Below are 21937 nucleotides of genomic sequence, written 5' to 3' on the forward strand. Positions count from 1 at the left end.
TAAATCAAAGGTGTGAATATTTTCTACAATTTATAGGTCCTAATTGAAAGTGTTATCTTACAAAAGCTCTATTACTATTAATCGTTCTGCCACTTTCTTCTTAAAAACACCTACTATATATACCTCCTTTTGCCTTCTTCTTATTGTTATTAAAGCTATAAAATTGCTTAAAAATGGAATTCTAGCTTGTTTATTTAAAGATTCGTAACTCCAAAAATTTGGCGAAGCAGGAGTTATCATTTGAAATTACCCGCTTTTATTGAGTTTTCAACGTTTGGTGACAGTGTTAAAAAACCATTTAGTCTAATTTGAATTATGTGAGAATAACTTCATCGAATATATCTATCCTTTATCGTTTTGTTTTGATTTTAATCCTTATGTATCATACATTTAACATGAATTTAAGTACCAAATCTTCCCCTTATTACATTCAATTTTTCAGAGCCCCACCTTTAGAAAGCCCAATTGAATAAAATTATTTTTTTAAATATAATTATGTACTGGATATGGCAAATTTTTACAAGTATTGGAATTTGAGGAGGGTTGTAAGCCTTATAGGATTATTCACTCTTTTATTCGTAGCAGGACCGCTTTTTTCACAAGGAATTAATTTCCGGGCTTCAGGTCTTCAAAACCTGGAAGTGATCCAGCCTACTTCACTCGAATTTGGACCTGATGGTCGTTTATATGTTGCACAACAAGACGGAGTAATCTGGGCGCTGCGGATAGAAAGAGAAGATGCTGCAGCCGGTGCAGGCACTTACACCGTGACTCAGGCTGAAAAGATTGAACTTATTCGCACGTCAACACCCAATCACAATGATGATGGTTCTGCTTATGGAGCTTTAAAAAGGCAGATTACAGGAATCGTTACTGCTGGTACTTCTCTTAATCCCGTTGTTATTGTTAGTTCTTCAGATTCTCGTATTGGGGGTAGTGGAGGCGGGACTGATACGAACCTGGATACCAATTCGGGAGTAATAAGCGAGCTCACCTGGAATGGCGAAAATTGGGAGAAGGTGGAACTGGTAAGGGGACTTCCGCGTGCAGAAGAAAATCACTCCAGTAATGGAATGGATATCTTTCAAAAAGGCGGAAGAACATATTTGCTCTTGCAGCAGGGTGGACATACTAACAAGGGGGCGCCAAGTAATAACTTTGCAGGAACTCCTGAATATTTTCTTTCTGGAGCTGTTCTGGTCATGGATTTAACTTCACTGCACTCCATGCCTGCTTATGATGATCCGGTAAATAAGGTAAAGTATGTTTACGATCTTCCTACTCTTAATGATCCGGAGCGTGCAGATATTGATAATACCCATGTGGAATTTCCTTATCCTCCGGGTCATCCATTGTATAATTCAATAATTGATATTGGTGATCCTTTTGGCGGCAACAATGGCTTAAATCAGGCTTTTGCTGAAGATGGAGGTCCAGTCCAGATTTTCTCACCTGGCTATAGAAATGGGTATGATATCGTAATTACTGAAGAAGGGAGGATTTATACCTCAGATAATGGTCCAAACCAGGGTTGGGGTGGGGTGCCTCTTATCTATGATGCTAATGATAGCTATAAAGGTTATCAAGGGGAGCCAGGATTAATTTATAATCCCGATGCGGGGGACTACGTGACCAACGGTTATAATCAGAGTGCCAGCAATACTCTGGGAGATGCATTGGTTTATATTGGTACTATAGATGATGAGAACAATTATTTTTATGGGGGGCATCCTAATCCAAGCAGGGCCTTTCCTGAAAAGGCGGGGATTATGATTTACGAACAGGTAAATGGGAAATGGGAATTGACCGGGAATTTGAAATTGAGCGAACTGCTGGCAGATGTGTCGGGGTATTTTAATTCGTCATTCTCTATAAATGATTTTCCTGATGATCCGAGACAGGGTGAATATTCTTATGCAGATGAAGCTAATCCTAACGTATTAGATATAAAAGGGTCTTCCACAAATGGAATCTGCGTATATACTGCATCAAATTTTGATGGTGTGATGCAGGGAAATCTTTTAACAGCATCTTTCAACGGAGATATTAACAGGTATACCCTCTCCGCTACCGGGGATGCAGTGGAGAGTGAGGAACAAACATTTCAGGGCTTCGGGTCTACTCCTTTAGATGTTATTGCCCAGGGAGATGAGGATATTTTTCCCGGCACAGTATGGTCTGCGACTTATGGGGCTAATGCAATTACCATATTCGAACCGGGAGATGCGGTAACCGGTTGTCTTCAGCCCGGGGACGAAGGTTATGATGGTACTGCAGATTATGATTTTGATGGTTATACCAATGATGATGAGAAGGCCAATGGTACTAACATTTGTTCTGGCGGAAGTTCCCCCTCAGATAATAATAAAAATGGGATCTCAGATCTTTGGGATGAAGATGATGATGATGATGGTGTAGAAGATATTTTCGATGCTTTTGCTCTTGATTCTAATAATGGTATGGACACTAATCTTCCTGTGTTCTACCCTTTTTGGAACAATGATCCCGGTACTGGTCTTTTTGGCCTGGGATTTACCGGCTTAATGTTAAATCCCACACCTACAAATTACCTGGATCAGTATGAGGAACCTAATTTAAGTTTTGGAGGAGCTGCGGGGAAAGCAACAGTAGATTTTGTTGATGAAGGAGATGCAGTGGGAAATGTGAATTCTCAAAATAACGGGTTTCAATTTGGTGTTAATGTAGATTCAAATTCCGGTCCTTTTAATGTGCACACAAGGCTGGAGTCACCATTTTTCTCGATTGAAGGTAATCAGACAGATCCTTTGCAAGAACAGTCATATGGAATTTTTATAGGTAACGGTGATCAGGACAATTATCTAAAAGTGGTTCTCATGGAAGGAACTGCTGCAGGAGATGGCTTGAATGGTATAGAAATATTGGTAGAGGACAATGCTGTTCCAGAAAAACAGGTATATGATGTTGCTGATATTACTACAAATAATGCAGTTGATTTATACATTAGCATCAATCCTCAGGCAAACACTGCTCAAGTGTATATATCACTGGATGGAGGAATTACTCAGCAGGTGGTGGGTAGTTCTGTAAACCTGCCAATATCTTTCCTGGATCCTACAGATGCAAAAGGGATGGCCGTAGGCTTTATTAGCACTTCTGTAGGAGCAGGCCCTGCATTTGGAGCTACATGGGATTTTATTAATGTTACAGAAAGTAAATTAAATACACTCAGCACAGAAATTGATACCCTTAATTTTGGAACTAGAATTAATAGTATTGGTAAAATAGCCCTGGAGCTTGAGGTGCTAAACGACGGCGGTCCAGATTATGGTACTATTAGTATTGATAGTTCTGCGATCTCAGGTCCCGATCAGGCCTCATTTGCTATGGAGTCGGGCCCGCAAAAGATAGGTCCAGGCACCAAGGGAACATTTTCTGTATCCTTTACCTCAGGATCTGCTCTTGGCTATAAAGATGCCACTTTAGAAATTTTTCATGATGGAGAAAACTCGCCCTTACTGGTGCCTCTTTCTGCAATGGTGCAACAGCTTTTAGAGGAGGTTCCTCTGTTGCGTATCAATGCGGGAGGTGATGCTGTAAGTTCAACAGACGGTGGGCCGCAATGGAGAGCCAATTCGAAAAGTGGACAAACAGTGAGTACCGCATTTTCTTTTAATATTGGTAATATTTTAAATACTGTTCCTGTATTTTCTGAAAGACATGCTTCCATTCCTAACTACATAGATGAAAAGACCTATAATGGCATCTTTGCACAGGAGCGGTGGGATCCCTCCTCAACGCCTGAAATGAAATTATCCATTCCCGCCAGCGATGGTAACTACAAAGTGAGGCTGTATATGAGTGAAAGTTACGAGTTTTTTGTTACTCCAAACAGCCGTATTTTTCATGTTAAAATAGAAGAAGATACCGTCGCCGAAAATATAGACCTGGTACAGAAATTTGGTTTCCGCAAAGGGGGGATGCTAGAATTTGAAACCAGTGTGGCAGACGGCAAACTGGATATTGAATGGCTGCACAAAGTACAGAACCCTCTTGTAAATGCTATTGAAATTTTTGCAGGGGAATTCGGAGAAATTGTGGTGGATTCTATAGTAAATCAGCAGGATTCCCCGGGGGATGTTGTGGACTTTGCTGTTGTAGCAAGAGGTGGCAGTGTTGCAGAGAACTTTGAATATACTATTTCAGGACAACCAGATGGTATTTCCATAGAGCCATCTAACGGACAGATTTTTGGAAAAATCAATCTTACTGCTCTCTCCGGCGGGGCCGCTCATGATGGGATACATCGGGTAGTTGTAACGGCAGATAAACCTGGTTCAGAAGCTGTAAGTGTTCAGTTTGATTGGCAAATTACAGAAAAAAATTTCCCTTTACTTAGAATTAATGCAGGAGGCCCGCAAGTGACCTCTACAGATTACGGCCCGGACTGGGAAGCCGCCGGTACGGATGATACCAGTGAAAATTTTTCCTTTAATACGGGTAATAGCATTACTGCAAATCTTTCTTACGCGAACAGGCATTCTTCCATACCGGCTTACATCGATGCGGAAACATTTGATCAAATCTTCGGTTCTGAGCGCTATGATACGAGCAACGATCCTGAAATGGAAGCGACCATTCCTTTAAATAATGGAATATACTCTGTACGCCTCTACATGGGTGATGGCTATGGTGGTACAAACGCTCCAGGTAAACGTGTCTTCGATATTTTTCTGGAAGGAAAAAGTCTGGCCAGCAACGTAGATCTTGTAGCAAACTATGGTTTTGGGAAAGGTTCGATGTTAGAGTTTGAGGTGGAGGTGTTAGATAAAGAATTAAATATTAGCTGGGCTCATAGAACACAGAATCCCCTTATAAATGCCATTGAAATTTATGGTTCTAAAGAACTTTTTATAGAACCAGTCGAAAACCAGGAAAATATACCCGGAGATGAAATCTCTTTAGCGGTAACTGCAAGTGGCGGCGATAAGAATCAGAATTTCGTTTATTCTATTACCGGCCAACCTGATGGTGTGGAGATAGATTCTCTTTCAGGTGAAATTTCAGGAATAATTCTGGAAACAGCCTTGTCAGGAGGACCTATGATAGACGGTGTTCACAACGTGGTGGTTTCAGCAGAAAAAGCGGGATCAGACCCGGTTATTGCAGAATTTGAATGGGAAGTTAGCAGAAAAGAATTCCCCATCCTTCGAATAAATGCAGGAGGGCCACTAGTAATCTCCACAGATAATGGACCTGATTGGCAGGCAAATTCAGGAGGCGCAACAAACCTCGATTTTATCTTTAATACTGGAAATTCAATTTCTTCCAGTCTTAACTACAACAATAAACATTCTTCCGTACCAGAGTATATAGATGAAGCAACTTTTAATGAGTTGTTCCATTACGAGCGGTACGATCCTGGATCGGAGCCTGAAATGGAAGTAGCCATACCGCTGGGCAACGGTAAATATACTGTGAGGTTGTTCATGGGAGATAGCTATGGAGGAACTAACGACCCAGGCCGTCGTGTTTTTGATATCCTTATGGAAGGCAAACTACTGAGTGATAACATAGATCTCACCGCACACTATGGTTTCGGAAAAGCAGTGATGCTGGAATATGTGGTAGAAGTAGCTGATGAAATGCTCAACATATCATGGGGACATGAGGTTCAAAACCCTTTAATTAATGCTATTGAAATCTATGGCAGGGAAGCAGTTTCTATAAATGCCATTGCAGAGCAGAAGAATAATCCGGGAGATCAGGTTTCCTTACAAGCGCTAGCCACAGGAGGTAATCAGGATATTGCATTTAAATACTCGATCTCTGGACAACCCGACGGAATAACAATAGACAGCATAACGGGAGAAATTTCAGGAATTGTTGAAGAAGCAGCCATGTCTGGAGGTGAACTGGCTGATGGAGTACATTCTGTCACAGTAACTGCAGAAAAAGCAGACTCAGAGCCAGTGAGTACAGAATTCGAATGGATAATCCGGAATGAACTCCTGCCGGTATTAAGGGTAAACGCCGGTGGACCGCTTGTGACTGCCACAGATGGAGGCCCCAACTGGCAGGCAAATACCAGCACTTCTGCTAGTCAGGAGTTTAGCTTTAATACAGGTAATCCATATCCTGCAAGGCTCACTTACGAGAGCCGTCACACCTCGATACCAGAATATATAGATGAAACAACTTTTAGCCAAATATTTGGGCATGAACGTTATGACAGCGGTGCCTCTCCAGAGATGGAATTAAATGTTCCTCTAAGTAACGGCTCCTATTTTGTAAGGCTTTATATTGGTGATGGTAATAAATCTACAAATAGCATCGGCCGCCGCGTATTTAATATTCTAATGGAAGGAAAGGTGGTTGCGGATAGTATGGACTTAGCTTTGGAATTTGGTCCAGGCAAAGGCGCCATGCTTGAATATGAGGTTGAGGTTCTGGACGAGGAATTAACAATAGCATGGGGGCATGTGATTCAAAATCCTATAATTAATGCAGTTGAGGTTTATGCAACTCAGGCACTTACCATAGCTCCAATTGCTGAACAGCAAAATGCACCGGGAGATCAGGTTAGCCTGGCGCTGGCGGCTAATGGTGGTAATAACTCCGATCTTGTTTATTCTATGGTAGGGCAGCCAGATGGTATAAATATCGATCCTGCTACAGGAGTAATTTCTGGAGTTATAGCAGAAAGTTCAATAAACGGGGGAGATAATGCAGATGGCATTCACTCCGTAACAGTAAGTGTGGAAAAACCGGGAGTAAATGCTGTTAGTACAGAATTTGACTGGATAGTTGCTTATGAAACCATAACTGTACTTCGTATAAACGCAGGAGGTACTTTAGTGGTTGCCAGTGATGAGGGACCCGATTGGCAGGCAAATAATAGTGGTGCAGTAAGCACAGATTTTTTCTTTAATACAGGCAATCCCTATTCAACTAATTTTAGTTATGCTAACCGCCATTCTTCCATTCCTGAATATATAGATCAGTCCACGTTTAATGCAATTTTTGCAAATGAACGCTGGGACGGAGGCGCTAATCCTGAAATGGAAGTTGCCATACCTCTGCCCAATGGGATTTATACGGTACGGCTGTTTATGGGAGATGCAAACCGCTCAACAAATACGCCGGGCAGGCGGGTTTTTGATGTGCTTCTGGAGGATTCAGTAATGGTTGAAAATCTGGACCTGGTAAGGGATTTTGGTTCTGGAAAAGGCGCGATGATTGAGTTTGAAACTGAAGTAACCGACGGAACGCTTAATATATCATGGGCTCATGAAGTCCAGAATCCTCTGATAAATGCTATTGAAATTCTGACTATTGATAAGCCAAATCCATTAATTCTGGACGCGATTGCTGACCGGCAAAATGATCCGGGAGATATTATTGCTCTCGAGGTCGCGGCCAGTGGAGGCAACTCCAACTATTATCTCTATTCTATGAAGGGACAGCCTGATGGTATCCAAATAGATACTCTAACGGGAAAAATATCTGGATTTATAGATTATACAAGTAGGAATTTAGGAAGTAATCAGGAAGTAGTGGTAAGCTTAATAGATAAAAGCAGCCAGGAAGAAGATACCCTCTCAATAAGCTTCAACTGGAATATAACTAACGTAGTCAATACGAATGATTGGACGGATAGGCAGGAAAACGAAAGTTATACTCCAAGACATGAATGCTCTTTTGTGCAGGCAGGCGATAAATTCTATCTAATGGGAGGACGGGAAAATCCAGGTACTATCGATGTTTACGATTATTCTTCAAACAGCTGGGAAGCGCTTGTGGATTCAGCACCTGTAGAATTTAATCATTTTCAGGCCACAGAATATAAAGGCTTGATCTGGATCATAGGTGCTTTTAAGGATAACCATTTCCCAAGGGAAAGTCCTGCTGAGTTTATCTGGGCGTTTGACCCTGCTGCGCGGGTATGGATACAGGGTCCCGAAATTCCTCTAAACCGTCAACGGGGTTCTGCAGGTCTTGTTGTTTACAAAGATAAATTTTATGTTGTTGGAGGTAATACTGTTGGGCATAATGGAGGAGCCGTAGCCTGGTTCGATGAATACGACCCTGCAACGGGCACCTGGACTCCAATGCTGGATGCACCACATGTGAGGGATCATTTTCATGCTGTAATGATTGGAAATGAACTATACGTGGCAGGAGGACGCTTATCCGGAGGGACTGGAGGTACCTTTAAACCTCTTGTAGCCGAGGTGGATGTTTATGATTTTAATTCAGCTACATGGCGTACATTATCGGGAGCAAAAAATTTACCTACGCCACGCGCCGGTTGTACCTCAGTTAATTATAGGGATAAGTTACTTGTAATTGGCGGTGAAGTTGAAGCTGAAATAATAGACGGTCAGGCAGTAAGTGATGCTCTTAAAATTACTGAGGAGTATGATCCGGTAAGACAAACCTGGAAGAGACTACCCAATATGAATTATAAAAGGCATGGTACGCAGGCAGTAGTGTCCGGTGATGCAATATTTATTTTAGCGGGTTCTTATGAATTGGGAGGAGGATCTCAGCGAAATATGGAGAATTATGGAGAAGATAATCCTCAAGGATTACCAAGTATAGGAAGTAACCTTGTAGTGCCTGATACCGTTACCATTGAGCCGTCAACCACTGAGACAATTCAGATGGAAGTAAGTGGTGGTAATGTGGGAATATTCGTGAGTTCTATAGAAATTTCAGGAAGTAATGCTGGTAATTTCAGAATACTCTCAGAAGAATATTCCAATGTGCTGATACATCCGGATTCTCTGCGAACAATTTCAGTTGAACATTTAGGTGCTTTAGAGGGAGACACCGCAACTGTAGTAATAAATTATGGTTTTGGTGAACAACAATTTATTCAGCTGCAAAGTTCAGCGGAGGCAAAATCCGTTCTTGATGAGTCAGAAATTTTGAAAGCCGGGGAACCCGTGGTTATGGGAACCATGGAAGTTTCGGAGCAAGAATTAGCTGTTGCCTCTATTTCACCAAACCCTGCTTCAGGTTACTTTAATGTAAATTATTTTTCAGAAGATGATGTTTTGGAAACCATCTTAATCTATAATATGAGTGGCAGGATGATTAGAAGCTTTAGGGCTAATGAAGTTAAAGATGATAATGCTTATAAAGTTCCAATAGATTATATTTCTCCGGGAACTTACATTGTAAGATTATTGGACACTCAGGGAGTAGAAATACAAAAATTGTTAATTATAAAGTAATTCTTATGCAGTTCGTTTATGATTAAAAGCCCCATACAATATCCTTTATGGGGCTTTTATTTTATCGCTAACTCTTCTAATAAAATGAATAAGCTTTAAAAGATTAACGCTAAGCCATCTTTATTTACAGCACAACATATGTGTTGGTCCCTGTCTTTCTTAGAATACCACCTGTGTAAGCTTCGCTATTTCCAAGAGATTTGCTTCCTCCCGGATTGCCATTTAAAGTAACGCCAGAGTTTCCGCTTATAGTAAGTGTCGTGCCATGAATTTCCAAATTAATTGTTTGGCCCACAGCCATAGCATCGAAATTAGAAGGAATGTTGAGTGTCGCAGATGTCTTACATACCACAGTATTTTCTATGTCTGTATCTTTTAAAGTCCTGGAAGAACTGAAGTCAATAATTTTAGCTTTTTTAGTATACTTTTTTTCCAATTCTTCCAGAAGATCTGCTTTTATGCTATCCACTTGCACTTGCGTATAAACCTTTGGTGCGTTTTTTAAATTAGAATATTCACCGTTGAAATCATCAGCGGCATTTGTATCCCAATTATCAAAAATTATGCTATTCCCGTTTGAAATTAATAATTCCCGACCCGCCAAAGTCAATATCTGAGGTTGGCTCCCTGTTGTTTGAACATTGCTGATCAAGACATCAACCTCACTTTTTGTGTATTGCTCGGGAATGTTTTTCAGGTCATTGTAAATTCCAGAAAAATCATCGCTGGCATTGGTGTCCCAATTCTGGAAAGAAATGGAATTTCCTTCCGAAATACATAAGGTTTCACCTTCCAGGTTCAGATTTTGCGGTGAAGCGCCGGTGGTTTCTATATTTTGTAAAAGGTTATCAATTTCTGATTTGTTGTATAGTTCTGGCTTATTCTGAAGATCGATATAGCTTCCTGAAAAATCATCGCTGGCATTGGTATCCCAATTTTCAAAAGAAATGGAATTTCCTCCTGAGATGGATAAGGTAGTTTGATCCAAACTTAGGTTTTGCGAAACCCCTCCATTTGTTTCAATTCCATTAATAAGATTATCTACTTCTTCAGCAGTGTATAAGTTGGGTAGATTTTTCAGGGCATTAAATTCTCCATTAAAAAGCTCCGGTTTATTCTGAAGGTCATCATAGAAACCTGAAAAATCATCGGCAGCGTTAGTGTCCCATTTTTCAAAAGAAATAGTGTTTCCTCCCGAAATCGAAAGTCGGCTTTCTTCCAGAGTTAAAGCTTGTACGGTACCACCTTCACTTGCATTAGCCGTAACCAAACTATCAACTTGTGACGTTGTATAAATTTGTGGAAGGTTTCTTAAATCAAGATAATCTCCTGAAAAATCATCAGAACTATTCATATCCCATCCTTCAAAGGAAATACCGTTTCCACCAGATATCTTCAATTCAGATCCTTCCAGACTTAGTGACTGGACAACTCCTTCAGACCCACTTCTGGTTACAATCAAGCTGTCAACCTGTGATTTGGTATAAAGTTGAGGGAGACCGGTTAAATCTGCAAATTCTCCACTAAACAACTCAGGTCTGTCTTCGAGATCAAGATAGCTTACTGAAAAATCACCCGTCAATTCACCTAAAGAGATTGTGTTACCTCCTGAAATAGAAAGTTGATCTCCTTCCATACTTAGTGACTGGACAACTCCTTCAGAACTTTCTATGGTTACAATCAAGCTGTCAACCTGTGATCTTGTATAAAGCAGGGGAACATCTTTCAAGTCTGCAAAATTACCACTGAAAATTTCCGGAGTATTAGTCAAATCTGCAAAATCTCCACTAAACAACTCAGGTCTGTCTTCGAGATCAAGATAACTTCCTGGAAAATCACCCGTCAGTTCACCTAAAGAAATCGTATTACCTCCTGAAATCGAAAGTTGATCTCCTTCAAGGTTTAGTGACTGAATGGTTCCTTCAGATCCACTTCTGGTTACAATCAAGCTGTCAACCTGAACCCTGTTATAAATCTCCGGTCTGTCTTCGAGATCTAGATAACTTCCTGAGAAATTACCTGTCAATTCACCAAGAGAAATCGTATTACCTCCTGAAATTGAAAGTTGATATCCTTCAAGGTTTAGTGACTGAATGGTTCCTTCAGATCCACTTCTGGTTACAACAAGACTGTCGACCTGTGATTTTGTATAAAGTTGGGGAATACCATCTAAGTCAGCAAAATCACCACTAAAGATTTCGGGAGTATTAGCCAAATCTGCAAATTCTCCACTAAACAATTCAGGCCTGTCTTCGAGATCAAGATAGCTTCCTGAAAAATCACCCGTCAATTCACCTAAAGAGATTGTGTTACCTCCTGAAATAGAAAGTTGATCTCCTTCCAGGTTTAGTGACTGAATGCTTCCTTCAGATCCACTTCTGGTTACAACAAGACTGTCGACCTGTGATTTTGTATAAAGTTGGGGAATACCATCTAAGTCAGCAAAATCACCACTAAAGATTTCGGGAGTATTAGCCAAATCTGCAAAATCACCACTAAACAATTCAGGCCTGTCTTCAAGATCAAGATAACTTCTTGGAAAATCACCCGTCAGTTCACCTAAAGAAATCGTATTACCTCCTGAAATCGAAAGTTGATCTCCTTCAAGGTTTAGTGACTGAATGGTTCCTTCAGATCCACTTCTGGTTACAACAAGACTGTCGACCTGTGATTTTGTATAAAGTTGGGGAATACCATCTAAGTCAGCAAAATCACCACTAAAGATTTCGGGAGTATTAGCCAAATCTGTAAAATCACCACTAAACAACTCAGGCCTATCTTCGAGATCAAGATAGCTTCCTGAAAAATCACCCGTCAATTCACCTAGAGAGATTGTGTTACCTCCTGAAATTGAAAGTTGATCTCCTTCCAGGTTTAGTGACTGAATGCTTCCTTCAGATTCACTTCTGGTTATCATCAAACTGTCAATTTCTGACTTTGTATATAGTCGTGGGAGACCCTGCAAGTCCTCAAAATTTACGCTGAAAGAATCGGGGGTGTTAATTAAATCATTAAAATCACCACTAAACAGTTGAGGTTTATTTTTAAGATCAGCATAATTTCCGGAAAAATCATCAGAAACATCTCTATCCCAGTTTTCAAACGAAATGCTATTTCCACCCGAGATGGAAAGCTCAGTTTCGGTAAGGGTTAAAGACTGGGTAAACCGTCCGGGAGTTTCATTTCCTGAAAGAAGTTGCATGATCTCGCTCTTCGTATAAATATCCGGTAGTCCGGTGAGACTGGAATATTTTCCGTCGAAATCATCGGAAACATCCTTGTCCCAGCCTTCAAAAGCAACCTCAAATCCATTAATATCGCCATCAGAATAATGATAAAGATCGGAAATTTGAGCCTCTGAGATGGTGCCTGCAAAATGTTCAGTTGTTTTAGAGTGTAAAGAATATGGCACACTTAATATCTGGCTCACCCCGGTTATTGTGTAGTTACTGCTGCCAGTAGGATCCACTTGGGATTCTATATAATACGATCCCTTTGCCCAATTAATATTTGCAAAGCTTCCGCTGTTTACTATTCCCGTACCTATTTGCAGGGAGACTAATCCATTACTATTGGTTGTAGTATAATGTGTTTCTTCATAGACAGCCGTGCCTTTAGTAGAACCCTGTCTTACAATTATCTTTAAATCAACATCAGAGCTGGTTACAAGTGCCTGGGAGTTATCTCTTATTACCGCCTGATAACTTATTTTCTCAGGTGTTTGAGCAAAGAGGTTGTTGATGGTCAGGAGCAGTAGGGGGAAAATGGGGATCCATTTCATTGCATTTATCTTTTAATAATTTTAAACGTTTTAATATTTCTGGCCTGCCTAAAAATCTTTAGAATATACATGGCAGATTGCAGGTTATTCGGACTAATTTTTGTTCTATAATTTTCCAGAGAGCCTGTTGTCATTAATCTTCCGTTCAAGTCAAAGAGTTGATAGGAATAACGATCAGCTTTAAAATTTTCAATTTCAATAATGAAAAATTCCGTCATAGGATTCGGGTAGGCAATTACATCAATAACTGGCGGAAGATTTTTATCGGTTTCCTGTCCGGGAGGTTTCGTCTCTTCCTCAACAGGAGGGACTTCTTCAGATGATAATGAAATAGGTTGTTGTATCCCTTCGTTAACTGAATTGTCGGCATTATCGTGAGAAAGATAAAAGACCTGGCCTATAGAATAAGCAGCAGAACCAGCGTTACTATAAGCATCTCCTCCCGCAGGAGTTAGGACACTGTGAAATATTTCACCTGCGTTTGCTTCAGGTTCCTCTTCTTGAGCCTGTGCTAAAAATGTTAAGAATAAAGTGAGCAATAGGGGCAAATATCTCATAAGTAGGGTTAGGGGCAGATACTCTTAAAAATTTTTCCTGCTATTCTTATTGTTAATTATTTGCCAAACATCAAGAATAATATCTGATAAAACAAACATAATAATCGACAAAATACCCTAATTGAAAATTTGACTGTGGAAAAGAATTGATTTCAACATGAAGAAAGAACCAAAGTTAGAGAGAAAATTCAGAGTCGCTTTTTTGAAGAAATAGGTTCCTTAGTAGAAGTTTGATCTTAAAAATTGGAGGTGATATAGGAATAATTTACATCTTTCATTACCATAAAATTGTGAGGCTAACAATTATTAAACGTTTAGGAGCTTCTTACGTGGTTAGAAATGAATTTATATTCAATACTATTCTTGCGTATCTGAAAATCAGACTTTTGTAAATATATAACTCTTAGTGGTAGGAAAGGATCAAGTGCAATACCTTTCAATTATAAAATCGTATAATATGATTTAACTGAACACATGAAGCAGATTTTTGCTGCTGTATAAAGGGGCACGATCAGGGATTTGCTAGATGAGAAATTTACCCAAACAACGAGAAATGGATTTCAGTAAATTATGCTTAAAATGAAAAGAGGTAAACTTTTTTTTAATGAATTACTCAGAAATAAATGTTTTCAAAAAAAAATTAAAGTTAAAAATTTATTGTAATCTAAAACCTACACCTCTGGAAGACAGTATTGTACATGTAGTTTTTTACTTACAAAAATTGATTTCTAGAAAAGGTATTTAAACGTTTTGACTTCAGGAAGAAATTCGTAATTAACTTCAGAAATTCCATTTACACGTTTTCTGATATTAAGAAAAAACATTCCAAGTCGGTCCCCTTTATATTCTAAAATATAACTTCCGGGAAAATCCTCGTGGTAGATTTTATTTGTTACTTCGAGAGCTCGTGTTAATTCGTAAGAACCAGATTCCAGATTTAATGTATTACAAAGAATTTCACGTAGCATACCTTCTTCTGCTTGTTGGCTATCCTCACGAATGACATATGTAGATACCGGGGTTAGCTCCTGTTCTGGAAAGCTTTGAGGAGCGTCAACTAATTTCTGCCAGGCGTTTAAAAAAGAATTAACCAAGCTATTGCTGACTTTGCCCAACGATATTCCTAAAGGTTTTTGATCTTCTTTTTTAGGTTTTTTTAAACCGATTTTTAAGCTCACTGATCGGCTAACTGGGAGATTGGAATCTTCATTTCTTACCAGGTAAGGATTAGGATATGTGCATAAAGCTTCAGAATTTTCTGTCATGGCTATCAGTATTTCAGGTCTAAATATAGTAAAATATAGATTAAGTGCAACTATATATATGAAAAAATACTCGATTTGTAAGAAAATAAGTGTTTGGCCGTGAGTGGTTTACAGATGTCTGTACCGTTTGAGAGGATAATATTATTAATTATTAATTCTTTTTGTAAGAAATTCTTACAAGTGAAGAGGTGAAAATTGTAGTTCAATGAAATTCATTAACGCCTGTTAAGGCTATGCTAAGTTATTGGTCAAATTTCTAACTCTGACTATATTAGGTATATATAACAAAATGTCTGAAGCCATGATCAAAAACAAACAAATCGTATTTTTTTTACAAGAGCAACTCTTGTCTTTGTTAGCTAAAAAATACTTATCAATAAAAGTAGTTTTATTGCTCACATTATTTTCATTTTCCGGTGTTGCGCAAAAAGGAAATGTAAGGACCCAGGCCGGCGATATAAAAGTCGATGTACTCGCAGAGAATCTAGATCATCCCTGGGGAATGGCGTTTTTACCCGATAACCGGTTGTTGGTTACAGAGCGGGCAGGGACGTTGAGAATATATGATGAAAGGGATAGTATCTCTCAACCCATTAAAGGTACTCCTGAAGTTTTTAGTCAGGGACAGGGAGGTTTGCTGGATGTTGCACTTGATCCTGATTTCGAACAAAACAAGTATGTTTATCTTTCTTTTGCTGAGCCCGGGCAGGATAGTACTGCATCCACTGCTTTAGGTAGGGGCCGCTTTGAAGATAACCAGATTAAAGGTTTTGAGGTTATTTTTAGAATGGAGCCAAAAGTAGAAGGCCCTAATCATTTTGGTGGAAGAATAGTCTTTGCACGCGATGGAATGCTATTTCTTACTTTGGGCGAAAGATTTAAATTCGAGCCTGCTCAAGATCTTTCCAGTCATCTTGGTACGATTGTGAGAATCAATAAAGATGGATCCGTGCCACAAGACAATCCGTTTTTAGGTGATGAGAATGCCAGAGATGAAATCTGGTCTTATGGTCACCGCAATATAGAAAGTGCGGCCATAGATCCTGAAAGTGGTCTGCTTTGGATTGCAGAAATGGGGCCATTGGGTGGTGATGAGTTCAACCAACCGGAAGCGGGAAGCAATTATGGATGGCCTAAGGTAAGCTGGGGCGACAACTATGATGGAAGTAAAATTCCAGATCCTGAGCCTGATTCGGAATTTGCTGATGCTGTGGTTCACTGGACACCTACAATTTCTCCTTCAGGTTTGATTTTTTATACGGGAAGCATGTATCCGGAATGGCAAAATAGCGCCCTCATTGGCGGATTAACAAGCAGCGGACTGGTAAGAATGGATGTAAATGGCGAACAAGCCGAAGAAGTGGAGCGAATTCCTTTAACCATAAGGGTTCGGGATATTGAACAGGCTCCAGATGGGTCAATTTATGTTCTTACAGATGAGGATAACGGTAAAATATTGCGACTAAAGGCTACGGAGTAAGAAATTTAAAGGACACCACGAAAGTTGATAAATGGAATCTAAACCGACTTGTTATTTTGGCAATTTTCGCACTTCAGTAATTAAAAACATCAAAAACCTGCAGGTTATAAGCTGCGGGTTTTTTGTTAAACACTGAAAGTTGTGTAGATCAGCAAACAAAGGCTCCTTCCAAAATGGCAAATATCGATTTTCATTACATAGGTAATAACAAGAACTTTTAAATACTGAATGTAGGAAGGAATATTTGAAAACTTCAGAATATATTATTGATAAACCGATTTTTTTCTCTGAAAAATCAGACTTTTTCAACTGAAGAAGGAAAATTATGGGGCTTACTTGCTCTTGAAGTGAATTTCTTCTTCCAGATATAATACCTAAGCACGATATATGCCGGTGCAGCTATAAATCCTAAAGCTATTCCAATTATAAAGAACAGGAAAGTGATAAATTTAATGAATATCTTGGTAAGAAAGGAAGTTCCTTTAGATATATACCTGCGGTAGGGCGAAAACAGGTAAATATTAGCCATTAAGGCGCTTGTAAGAAAACCTATAACCGGCACAAAACCGATCAAAAAAGATAACCCCGCTAATTTATAGAATTTTTTGTCCTGATATTTTATAAACTCTTTTACGGTGGGGGACTGGAAATGGGCATTCCCGCAAAAATGGCAATTTTGGAACAACCTGGTACTGTTAAGTTTGTTCCCGCACTCGGCACACTTTCTATGGGAGATGAGGTTTAACTGATGCTTCTGAATATTGGAAACAAGGTTTTTCTTCTTTTCTCCAAAAATTCCTATACTATAAATTTGAGGCTGAAGCTGTTTGCAGTTCCTACATTTTACGGCAAATGGCAGGTTCTTTTCGCCGCAAGCAGGACATTTTAGTTTTTGCTTTTCAAGCTTTTTATTGTAGCGTTTCCTCATAAATACAAAAAACGTAATGGCTGTAGCGTAGAGAATCACCATTAAAATTCCGGTCCAAATGAGCAATAGGAAACCAAAGAGCACCAGGCTGTCTTCTATCCAGCTGGTGATTTTTCCGATAAAAAGATTATCGTCTTCGTCTATGCTTTCAAGAAAATCTAAAAAATCCTTTCTTAAAGTGGCAAGCCAGTGCACAAATAACGTCCCAAAAGCCAGTAGTATCCAAAGAGGATCAAATGCCGCCCACTGTACTTCCTGAAGAACATCTACAGAAGATTCATCCAAAAGGCTGAGGTTTATGGCCAGAAAGGAAATTGGCTTGAGGTAAGTTTCCGCATTTTTTAAGAGATTGCGAACTTCAGTACTTTTATCACCGATAATTTCAAGAAGGCTCAAACTGCCAAGAACAATCAGAACCCAGTTTCTACTAATAAAAGCATCTTCCGGAACTGGAGGGACATCTTCTAAGCCGGGAAAATAGTCAGGATAAGTTAGTAAAAGAGCGGTCAAAAATGCCGGGAGAAATGTTCTTAAGGAGAACAATGGAATTGAACCAATGATGGTAATGATTTGAACTATGGACATTTTTTAATTTTACACGCTCTAAGGTAAAATTAAATTAATTTTGAAGACAATAAATGACCAGAAAAAAGCTCACCCGTTTTTTGGCAATTATCTAGCAGAAGAGTTGTAAAATTTCGTTTCTAAAATTATTAGAAGAAATGTCTGGAAAGATAATTTGTTGTGAAATTTTATTGAGTAAGTCTTGTTTGTGATATGGCCCGCAGTTTATAATTTGCATCCCAATATGTCCTTATCTTTAAATGGTAAACCTGGTAATGCTCGTTTAAATTACGTTTTGTTCTGTGAAGCATATTGTAGGTGGCGATATATTCACCACTCTCCAAATGCTCAACTTTAAAAGAATCCCAGTCTACTTCTGAATGAGCAAAAGGAAATCTCACACGCTGTTTTCTGGCCTCTTTCATTATTTCTTTAAGAGTAAAATCTTTGTTGCCGTACCAGTCTAAAACTTTAGGACTTAGGAACCTTGGTAAGGTTTCTATTTTGTTGAAGTTCATTGCGTGGTAATAATCTGCAATTATGGTTTTTAACTCCTCTTCCGGTATTTCGTCTTGTTCTGGAAAAGCGAAAGTATACACCGAAAAAAGAAGCATAAAAACTCCTACACAGGTAGCTGCAAAAACACCAGAACGATCAACAAACTGTTTTACAAAAGCCTTCATTCTCTCTTTCTTCATGGCGTAAGGGGTAACTCAGTAATTTTAATTTTTTTCAGGTTATCGAAAATTAGGCTTTTAGAGCGCTAATCTGTTGTCCAAACGCATGAAATATTTTTAACGATTCACAAAATTCTTCAAGAGTAAAGAGGCCGTGGTTATTGCTCCCGTCAGAGTAAAAGTAGTTTTTCATGTGTGAATAGTTTCGGGGCTAAGTAATATTAAATATTAAGACAAATTTAAGAAAAGTTTTGAACTTTATTTCATTCTATAATTCTGAAAGGTTATATATGAGAAGGATTTTTTACTACTTCACCAACAAGAACAATTTCCTGATTGACAATCTAAAGAGTTGTAGCGACTTCTTTTGAAGTAGAATATCCTTTCTCTGTCCTGAACAACTTCAAATATGCTTTAAAACGCTTTGTTCTTCAGAAAAAGATTTCTAAAAAGCTTTACTACATCAAAAGTATATTCTGGAACGAGAAATCAACAGTTCAAATCTTTTCATCTAAAGATAGCGTAGGTATATGATACTTTTAATACTGTAAACCTTTAATAGCAATTAAATAAAACCAAAATATAAACCAACATTTAAAATTTAAAATTATGAAAGCTTCAATTTTCAGTCTTGTATTACTTATGTGGGTAGTCCCCGCAAATAGCCAGGAAACGGTAGAGTTAAGCGAAACTACTGTTTCTTATGCTCCCTATTCTTCAAATCTTACGAATAGCGGGAATGTATATTCATTTAGTATAAATGAAATTTATAGTGGAGAATTTGAATCGAATCCATTAACGTTTATGAAAAAAAACTTTGATATAAATCGTTTTATACTGGAGTTAAAGGATAAGAATCTGGATGCATGCCAGGTGAGCTTTGTATCCGGAAAAGGTATGCTGAAAGTAGATTTTAACAAAGAAGGCAAAATGGTAAAAATGTATCAGAGGTTTAGAAATATTAAACTACCCAATGACCTTTCTCACGAGATATACAGAGACTATAAAGGCTGGAACATTGTAAAAAATATACACGTAGCAAGGGGTAGAGACGGCCGTATAGATAAAGAATTTTACCGGCTTAAACTGGAAAACGGAAATAAAACTAAAAATGTAAGAATTGACAGAACTGAAGCGACATCAGTTGAATTAGCCATTAATTAAGTAGAGTCAGCTTTAGAATAAGAGACTGCATAAAAATCAAATTATTGATTTTTATGCAGTCTCCATGTTGTTCTGAACAAGTTTCGTTTTTTCAGTCTCACTGCATCAATCCACATTTAACAGCGATTATATTTATATTCTTCGCATTATAATCTTCTTAGAAGAAATAATGAGGAAAATTAGTTTTAGCTTTTAAGAACAGGTTGTTTAGAAAAAGCATAAAATTGTAGTAATAATTACTGATTATGAGAGCATTAATAATAGACGACGAAGAGCTTGCAAGAAAGCGGATTTTAAATCTTTTAGAAGAGGTGCCGGAAATCAAGGCGTCAGGAGAGTGTTCCAATGGGAAAACAGCCATAAAACGGATCAATGATTTAAAACCTGATCTTATTTTCCTGGACATTAACATGAAGGATATGAATGGTTTTGAAGTTTTGCAGGAGATAAATATTTCTCCAAAACCTTTAGTAATTTTCGTTACCGCATATGATAATTATGCCACCAAAGCTTTTGATGTGGATGCTTTTGATTTTCTTCTTAAGCCTTTTAAAGATCAGCGCTTTTTTAAAACTATTAGTAAGATTCTGAACATTTCCCGCAGCGAAGCAGACAGTAGTTTTGACAAGAAAATAAAGGAATTGTTTAAAGTTTATTCCAGGGAGGCGAAGGAAGTATCGCCTCCGGGGAAAATTCCTATAAAACAAGGCAATAAAACGATGCTGCTGGATCCTGCAGAAATAAGCTACATTATAGCTTCTGGTTGTTATGCGGAAATATTCACCAATAACAAAAAGTATGTGCTAAGGGAGTCATTAAATAATCTCGAAGAGATGCTGGATGAGAATATTTTCTTTAGAATTCATAGATCCACGATTGTTAATCTTAATCATGTAAAAGAGATTGTACACTCAGAATATTCCGAAATAGATGCCCGGATGACCGATGATAAACTGTTGCACATAAGCAAGTCTAACAAAAAACAGTTTCTGGAAAAAATTGGAATTTAGTATGAAAATCTTCCTTAAAAAATACCTGGACATAAACCTAATCCTGCTTTTATCTGGGTTTTATGCGCTGTTTAATATAGTGTATGTGGGTAAAGCTGTTTATATGCATCATTATTCCCCAAGGATGCCGGAGTTCCCTTGGCGCGAGTTCCTTCTATATAATATCTTACTGGATTGGGTGGTAGTGGTGACTTATATGACGCTCATCGCTATCAGCACCAAAAAGCTGCTGAACAAAAATTACTCGTGGGTAAAAATCATCTCTATTCATACCCTTTTCTCCATACTTATTGGATTAATTATCAGGTTGATATTTGATGTTTTTGGCATACTGGTGGGCCAAATAGACCCTTCAGAATATGAACTGCAGGAAAGTTTCCACAGGTTTATGGCAGTAATAGAGCTGAATTTTTTGATCTATTTTGCAATGATCTTTATTATTTATACTTATTATTATTTAAAACAGGTAAAAGAAGCAGAGAAGCGCCACAGTCAGCTGGAAAGTCAGCTGGTGAACACCAGGATGAAGATGCTTTCTTCACAATTGCAGCCGCATTTTCTTTTTAATACACTTAACAGCATTTCGGTTCTGGCAGATTTAGATGCCGGCAAAGCGAAGGATACCATTGCAGATCTCAGTGATTTTCTACGTGAGATTCTCTATAGTAATGATGAAAATGAAATCACCCTGGAAAAAGAGCTAAGGACTTTAGAATATTATATTAATATTTTGAATATTAGGTTTTCAGATCATTTAAAAATTCGGAAGGATATAGATGAAAGGCTGCTCAATAAAAAGGTGCCGGCACTAATTCTTCAGCCAATTATAGAAAATTCGATAAAGCATGGTTACTCCTACGAACATACAGATTTGGATGTGGATATTTCTATACATGCAGAAGGGGATTATTTGCAGATAAAAGTTGAAAATAACGGCGAACCAATTAGTTTGTCAGAAGCTCAATTGCAAAAAAAAGGAGTGGGATTGGCAAATATTAAAGATCGGCTGGAGAATCTCTACGGAAATGATTTCTACTTTAAAATGCGCAACAAAGAAAGTCGTGCCGGAGTGGAAACAATAATTCGTATTCCGCTGAAATAGCTTTTTTTCCTGAATTAGATTCATTTTCAGTGCAATTAGTCTCTTTTTTCGGTGTTTTTGGTCTTTTTCAGGTAAAAACGGATAAAAATCCTCCTTAAATAGCTCTTTTATAATAAAAAATGGGAACAGAAGCATTAAAAGTTTCCGTAGAACATCTTCAGCATAAACTACCACATTTTGGGTATTGA

Annotated in this window: 11 protein-coding genes; 5 read left to right on the forward strand and 6 right to left on the reverse strand. The window is 38.4% G+C overall.

Annotated features, from left to right (window positions below):
* The first annotated feature begins 506 nt into the window (after window positions 1-506).
* The gene (locus tag RM545_RS06200) at window positions 507-9221 is read left to right on the forward strand and encodes a malectin domain-containing carbohydrate-binding protein (protein WP_311494450.1); all 8715 of its coding nucleotides are present in this window, start codon (window positions 507-509) and stop codon (window positions 9219-9221) included.
* A gap of 124 nt (window positions 9222-9345) precedes the next feature.
* On the opposite strand, the gene RM545_RS06205 is transcribed toward RM545_RS06200, so the two are convergent.
* The 3 genes from RM545_RS06205 to RM545_RS06215 form a co-directional block, all read right to left on the reverse strand.
* Window positions 9346-13002, reverse strand: coding sequence for a DUF8740 domain-containing protein (locus tag RM545_RS06205; protein WP_311494451.1), 3657 nt, complete (start codon window positions 13000-13002; stop codon window positions 9346-9348).
* A gap of 5 nt (window positions 13003-13007) precedes the next feature.
* Window positions 13008-13559, reverse strand: coding sequence for a T9SS type A sorting domain-containing protein (locus RM545_RS06210; RefSeq protein ID WP_311494452.1), 552 nt, complete (start codon window positions 13557-13559; stop codon window positions 13008-13010).
* A gap of 728 nt (window positions 13560-14287) precedes the next feature.
* Window positions 14288-14824 (reverse strand): hypothetical protein, encoded by a 537-nt coding sequence (locus RM545_RS06215; protein WP_311494453.1) that lies wholly within the window; start codon window positions 14822-14824, stop codon window positions 14288-14290.
* 391 nt (window positions 14825-15215) lie between these two features.
* Between RM545_RS06215 and RM545_RS06220 the strand changes: the two genes are divergently transcribed.
* A complete protein-coding gene (locus RM545_RS06220) occupies window positions 15216-16304 on the forward strand; it encodes a PQQ-dependent sugar dehydrogenase (protein WP_311494454.1) in 1089 nt (362 codons plus the stop codon).
* 295 nt (window positions 16305-16599) lie between these two features.
* Here RM545_RS06220 and RM545_RS06225 read toward each other — a convergent pair whose 3' ends face one another.
* The 3 genes from RM545_RS06225 to RM545_RS06235 form a co-directional block, all read right to left on the reverse strand.
* On the reverse strand, window positions 16600-17817 hold the full coding sequence (locus RM545_RS06225) for a DUF4126 domain-containing protein (protein ID WP_311494455.1): 1218 nt from the start codon (window positions 17815-17817) through the stop codon (window positions 16600-16602).
* Between the two features lie 167 nt (window positions 17818-17984).
* Window positions 17985-18494, reverse strand: a complete 510-nt coding sequence (locus RM545_RS06230; RefSeq protein ID WP_311494456.1) for a hypothetical protein — start codon at window positions 18492-18494, stop codon at window positions 17985-17987.
* A 49-nt stretch (window positions 18495-18543) separates the two neighbouring features.
* Window positions 18544-18666, reverse strand: coding sequence for a hypothetical protein (locus RM545_RS06235; protein ID WP_311494457.1), 123 nt, complete (start codon window positions 18664-18666; stop codon window positions 18544-18546).
* A 416-nt stretch (window positions 18667-19082) separates the two neighbouring features.
* Here RM545_RS06235 and RM545_RS06240 point away from each other — a divergent pair, with 416 nt between their 5' ends.
* From RM545_RS06240 to RM545_RS06250, 3 genes are all read left to right on the forward strand, one after another.
* Window positions 19083-19637, forward strand: coding sequence for a hypothetical protein (locus RM545_RS06240; protein ID WP_311494458.1), 555 nt, complete (start codon window positions 19083-19085; stop codon window positions 19635-19637).
* Window positions 19638-19882: 245 nt separating this feature from the next.
* A complete protein-coding gene (locus tag RM545_RS06245; RefSeq protein ID WP_311494459.1) occupies window positions 19883-20647 on the forward strand; it encodes a LytR/AlgR family response regulator transcription factor in 765 nt (254 codons plus the stop codon).
* A 1-nt stretch (window position 20648) separates the two neighbouring features.
* Window positions 20649-21749, forward strand: a complete 1101-nt coding sequence (locus tag RM545_RS06250) for a sensor histidine kinase (protein WP_311494460.1) — start codon at window positions 20649-20651, stop codon at window positions 21747-21749.
* Window positions 21750-21937 lie beyond the last annotated feature (188 nt).

This window comes from Autumnicola lenta, assembly GCF_031846515.1.
In the GTDB taxonomy this organism is placed as follows: domain Bacteria; phylum Bacteroidota; class Bacteroidia; order Flavobacteriales; family Flavobacteriaceae; genus Autumnicola; species Autumnicola lenta.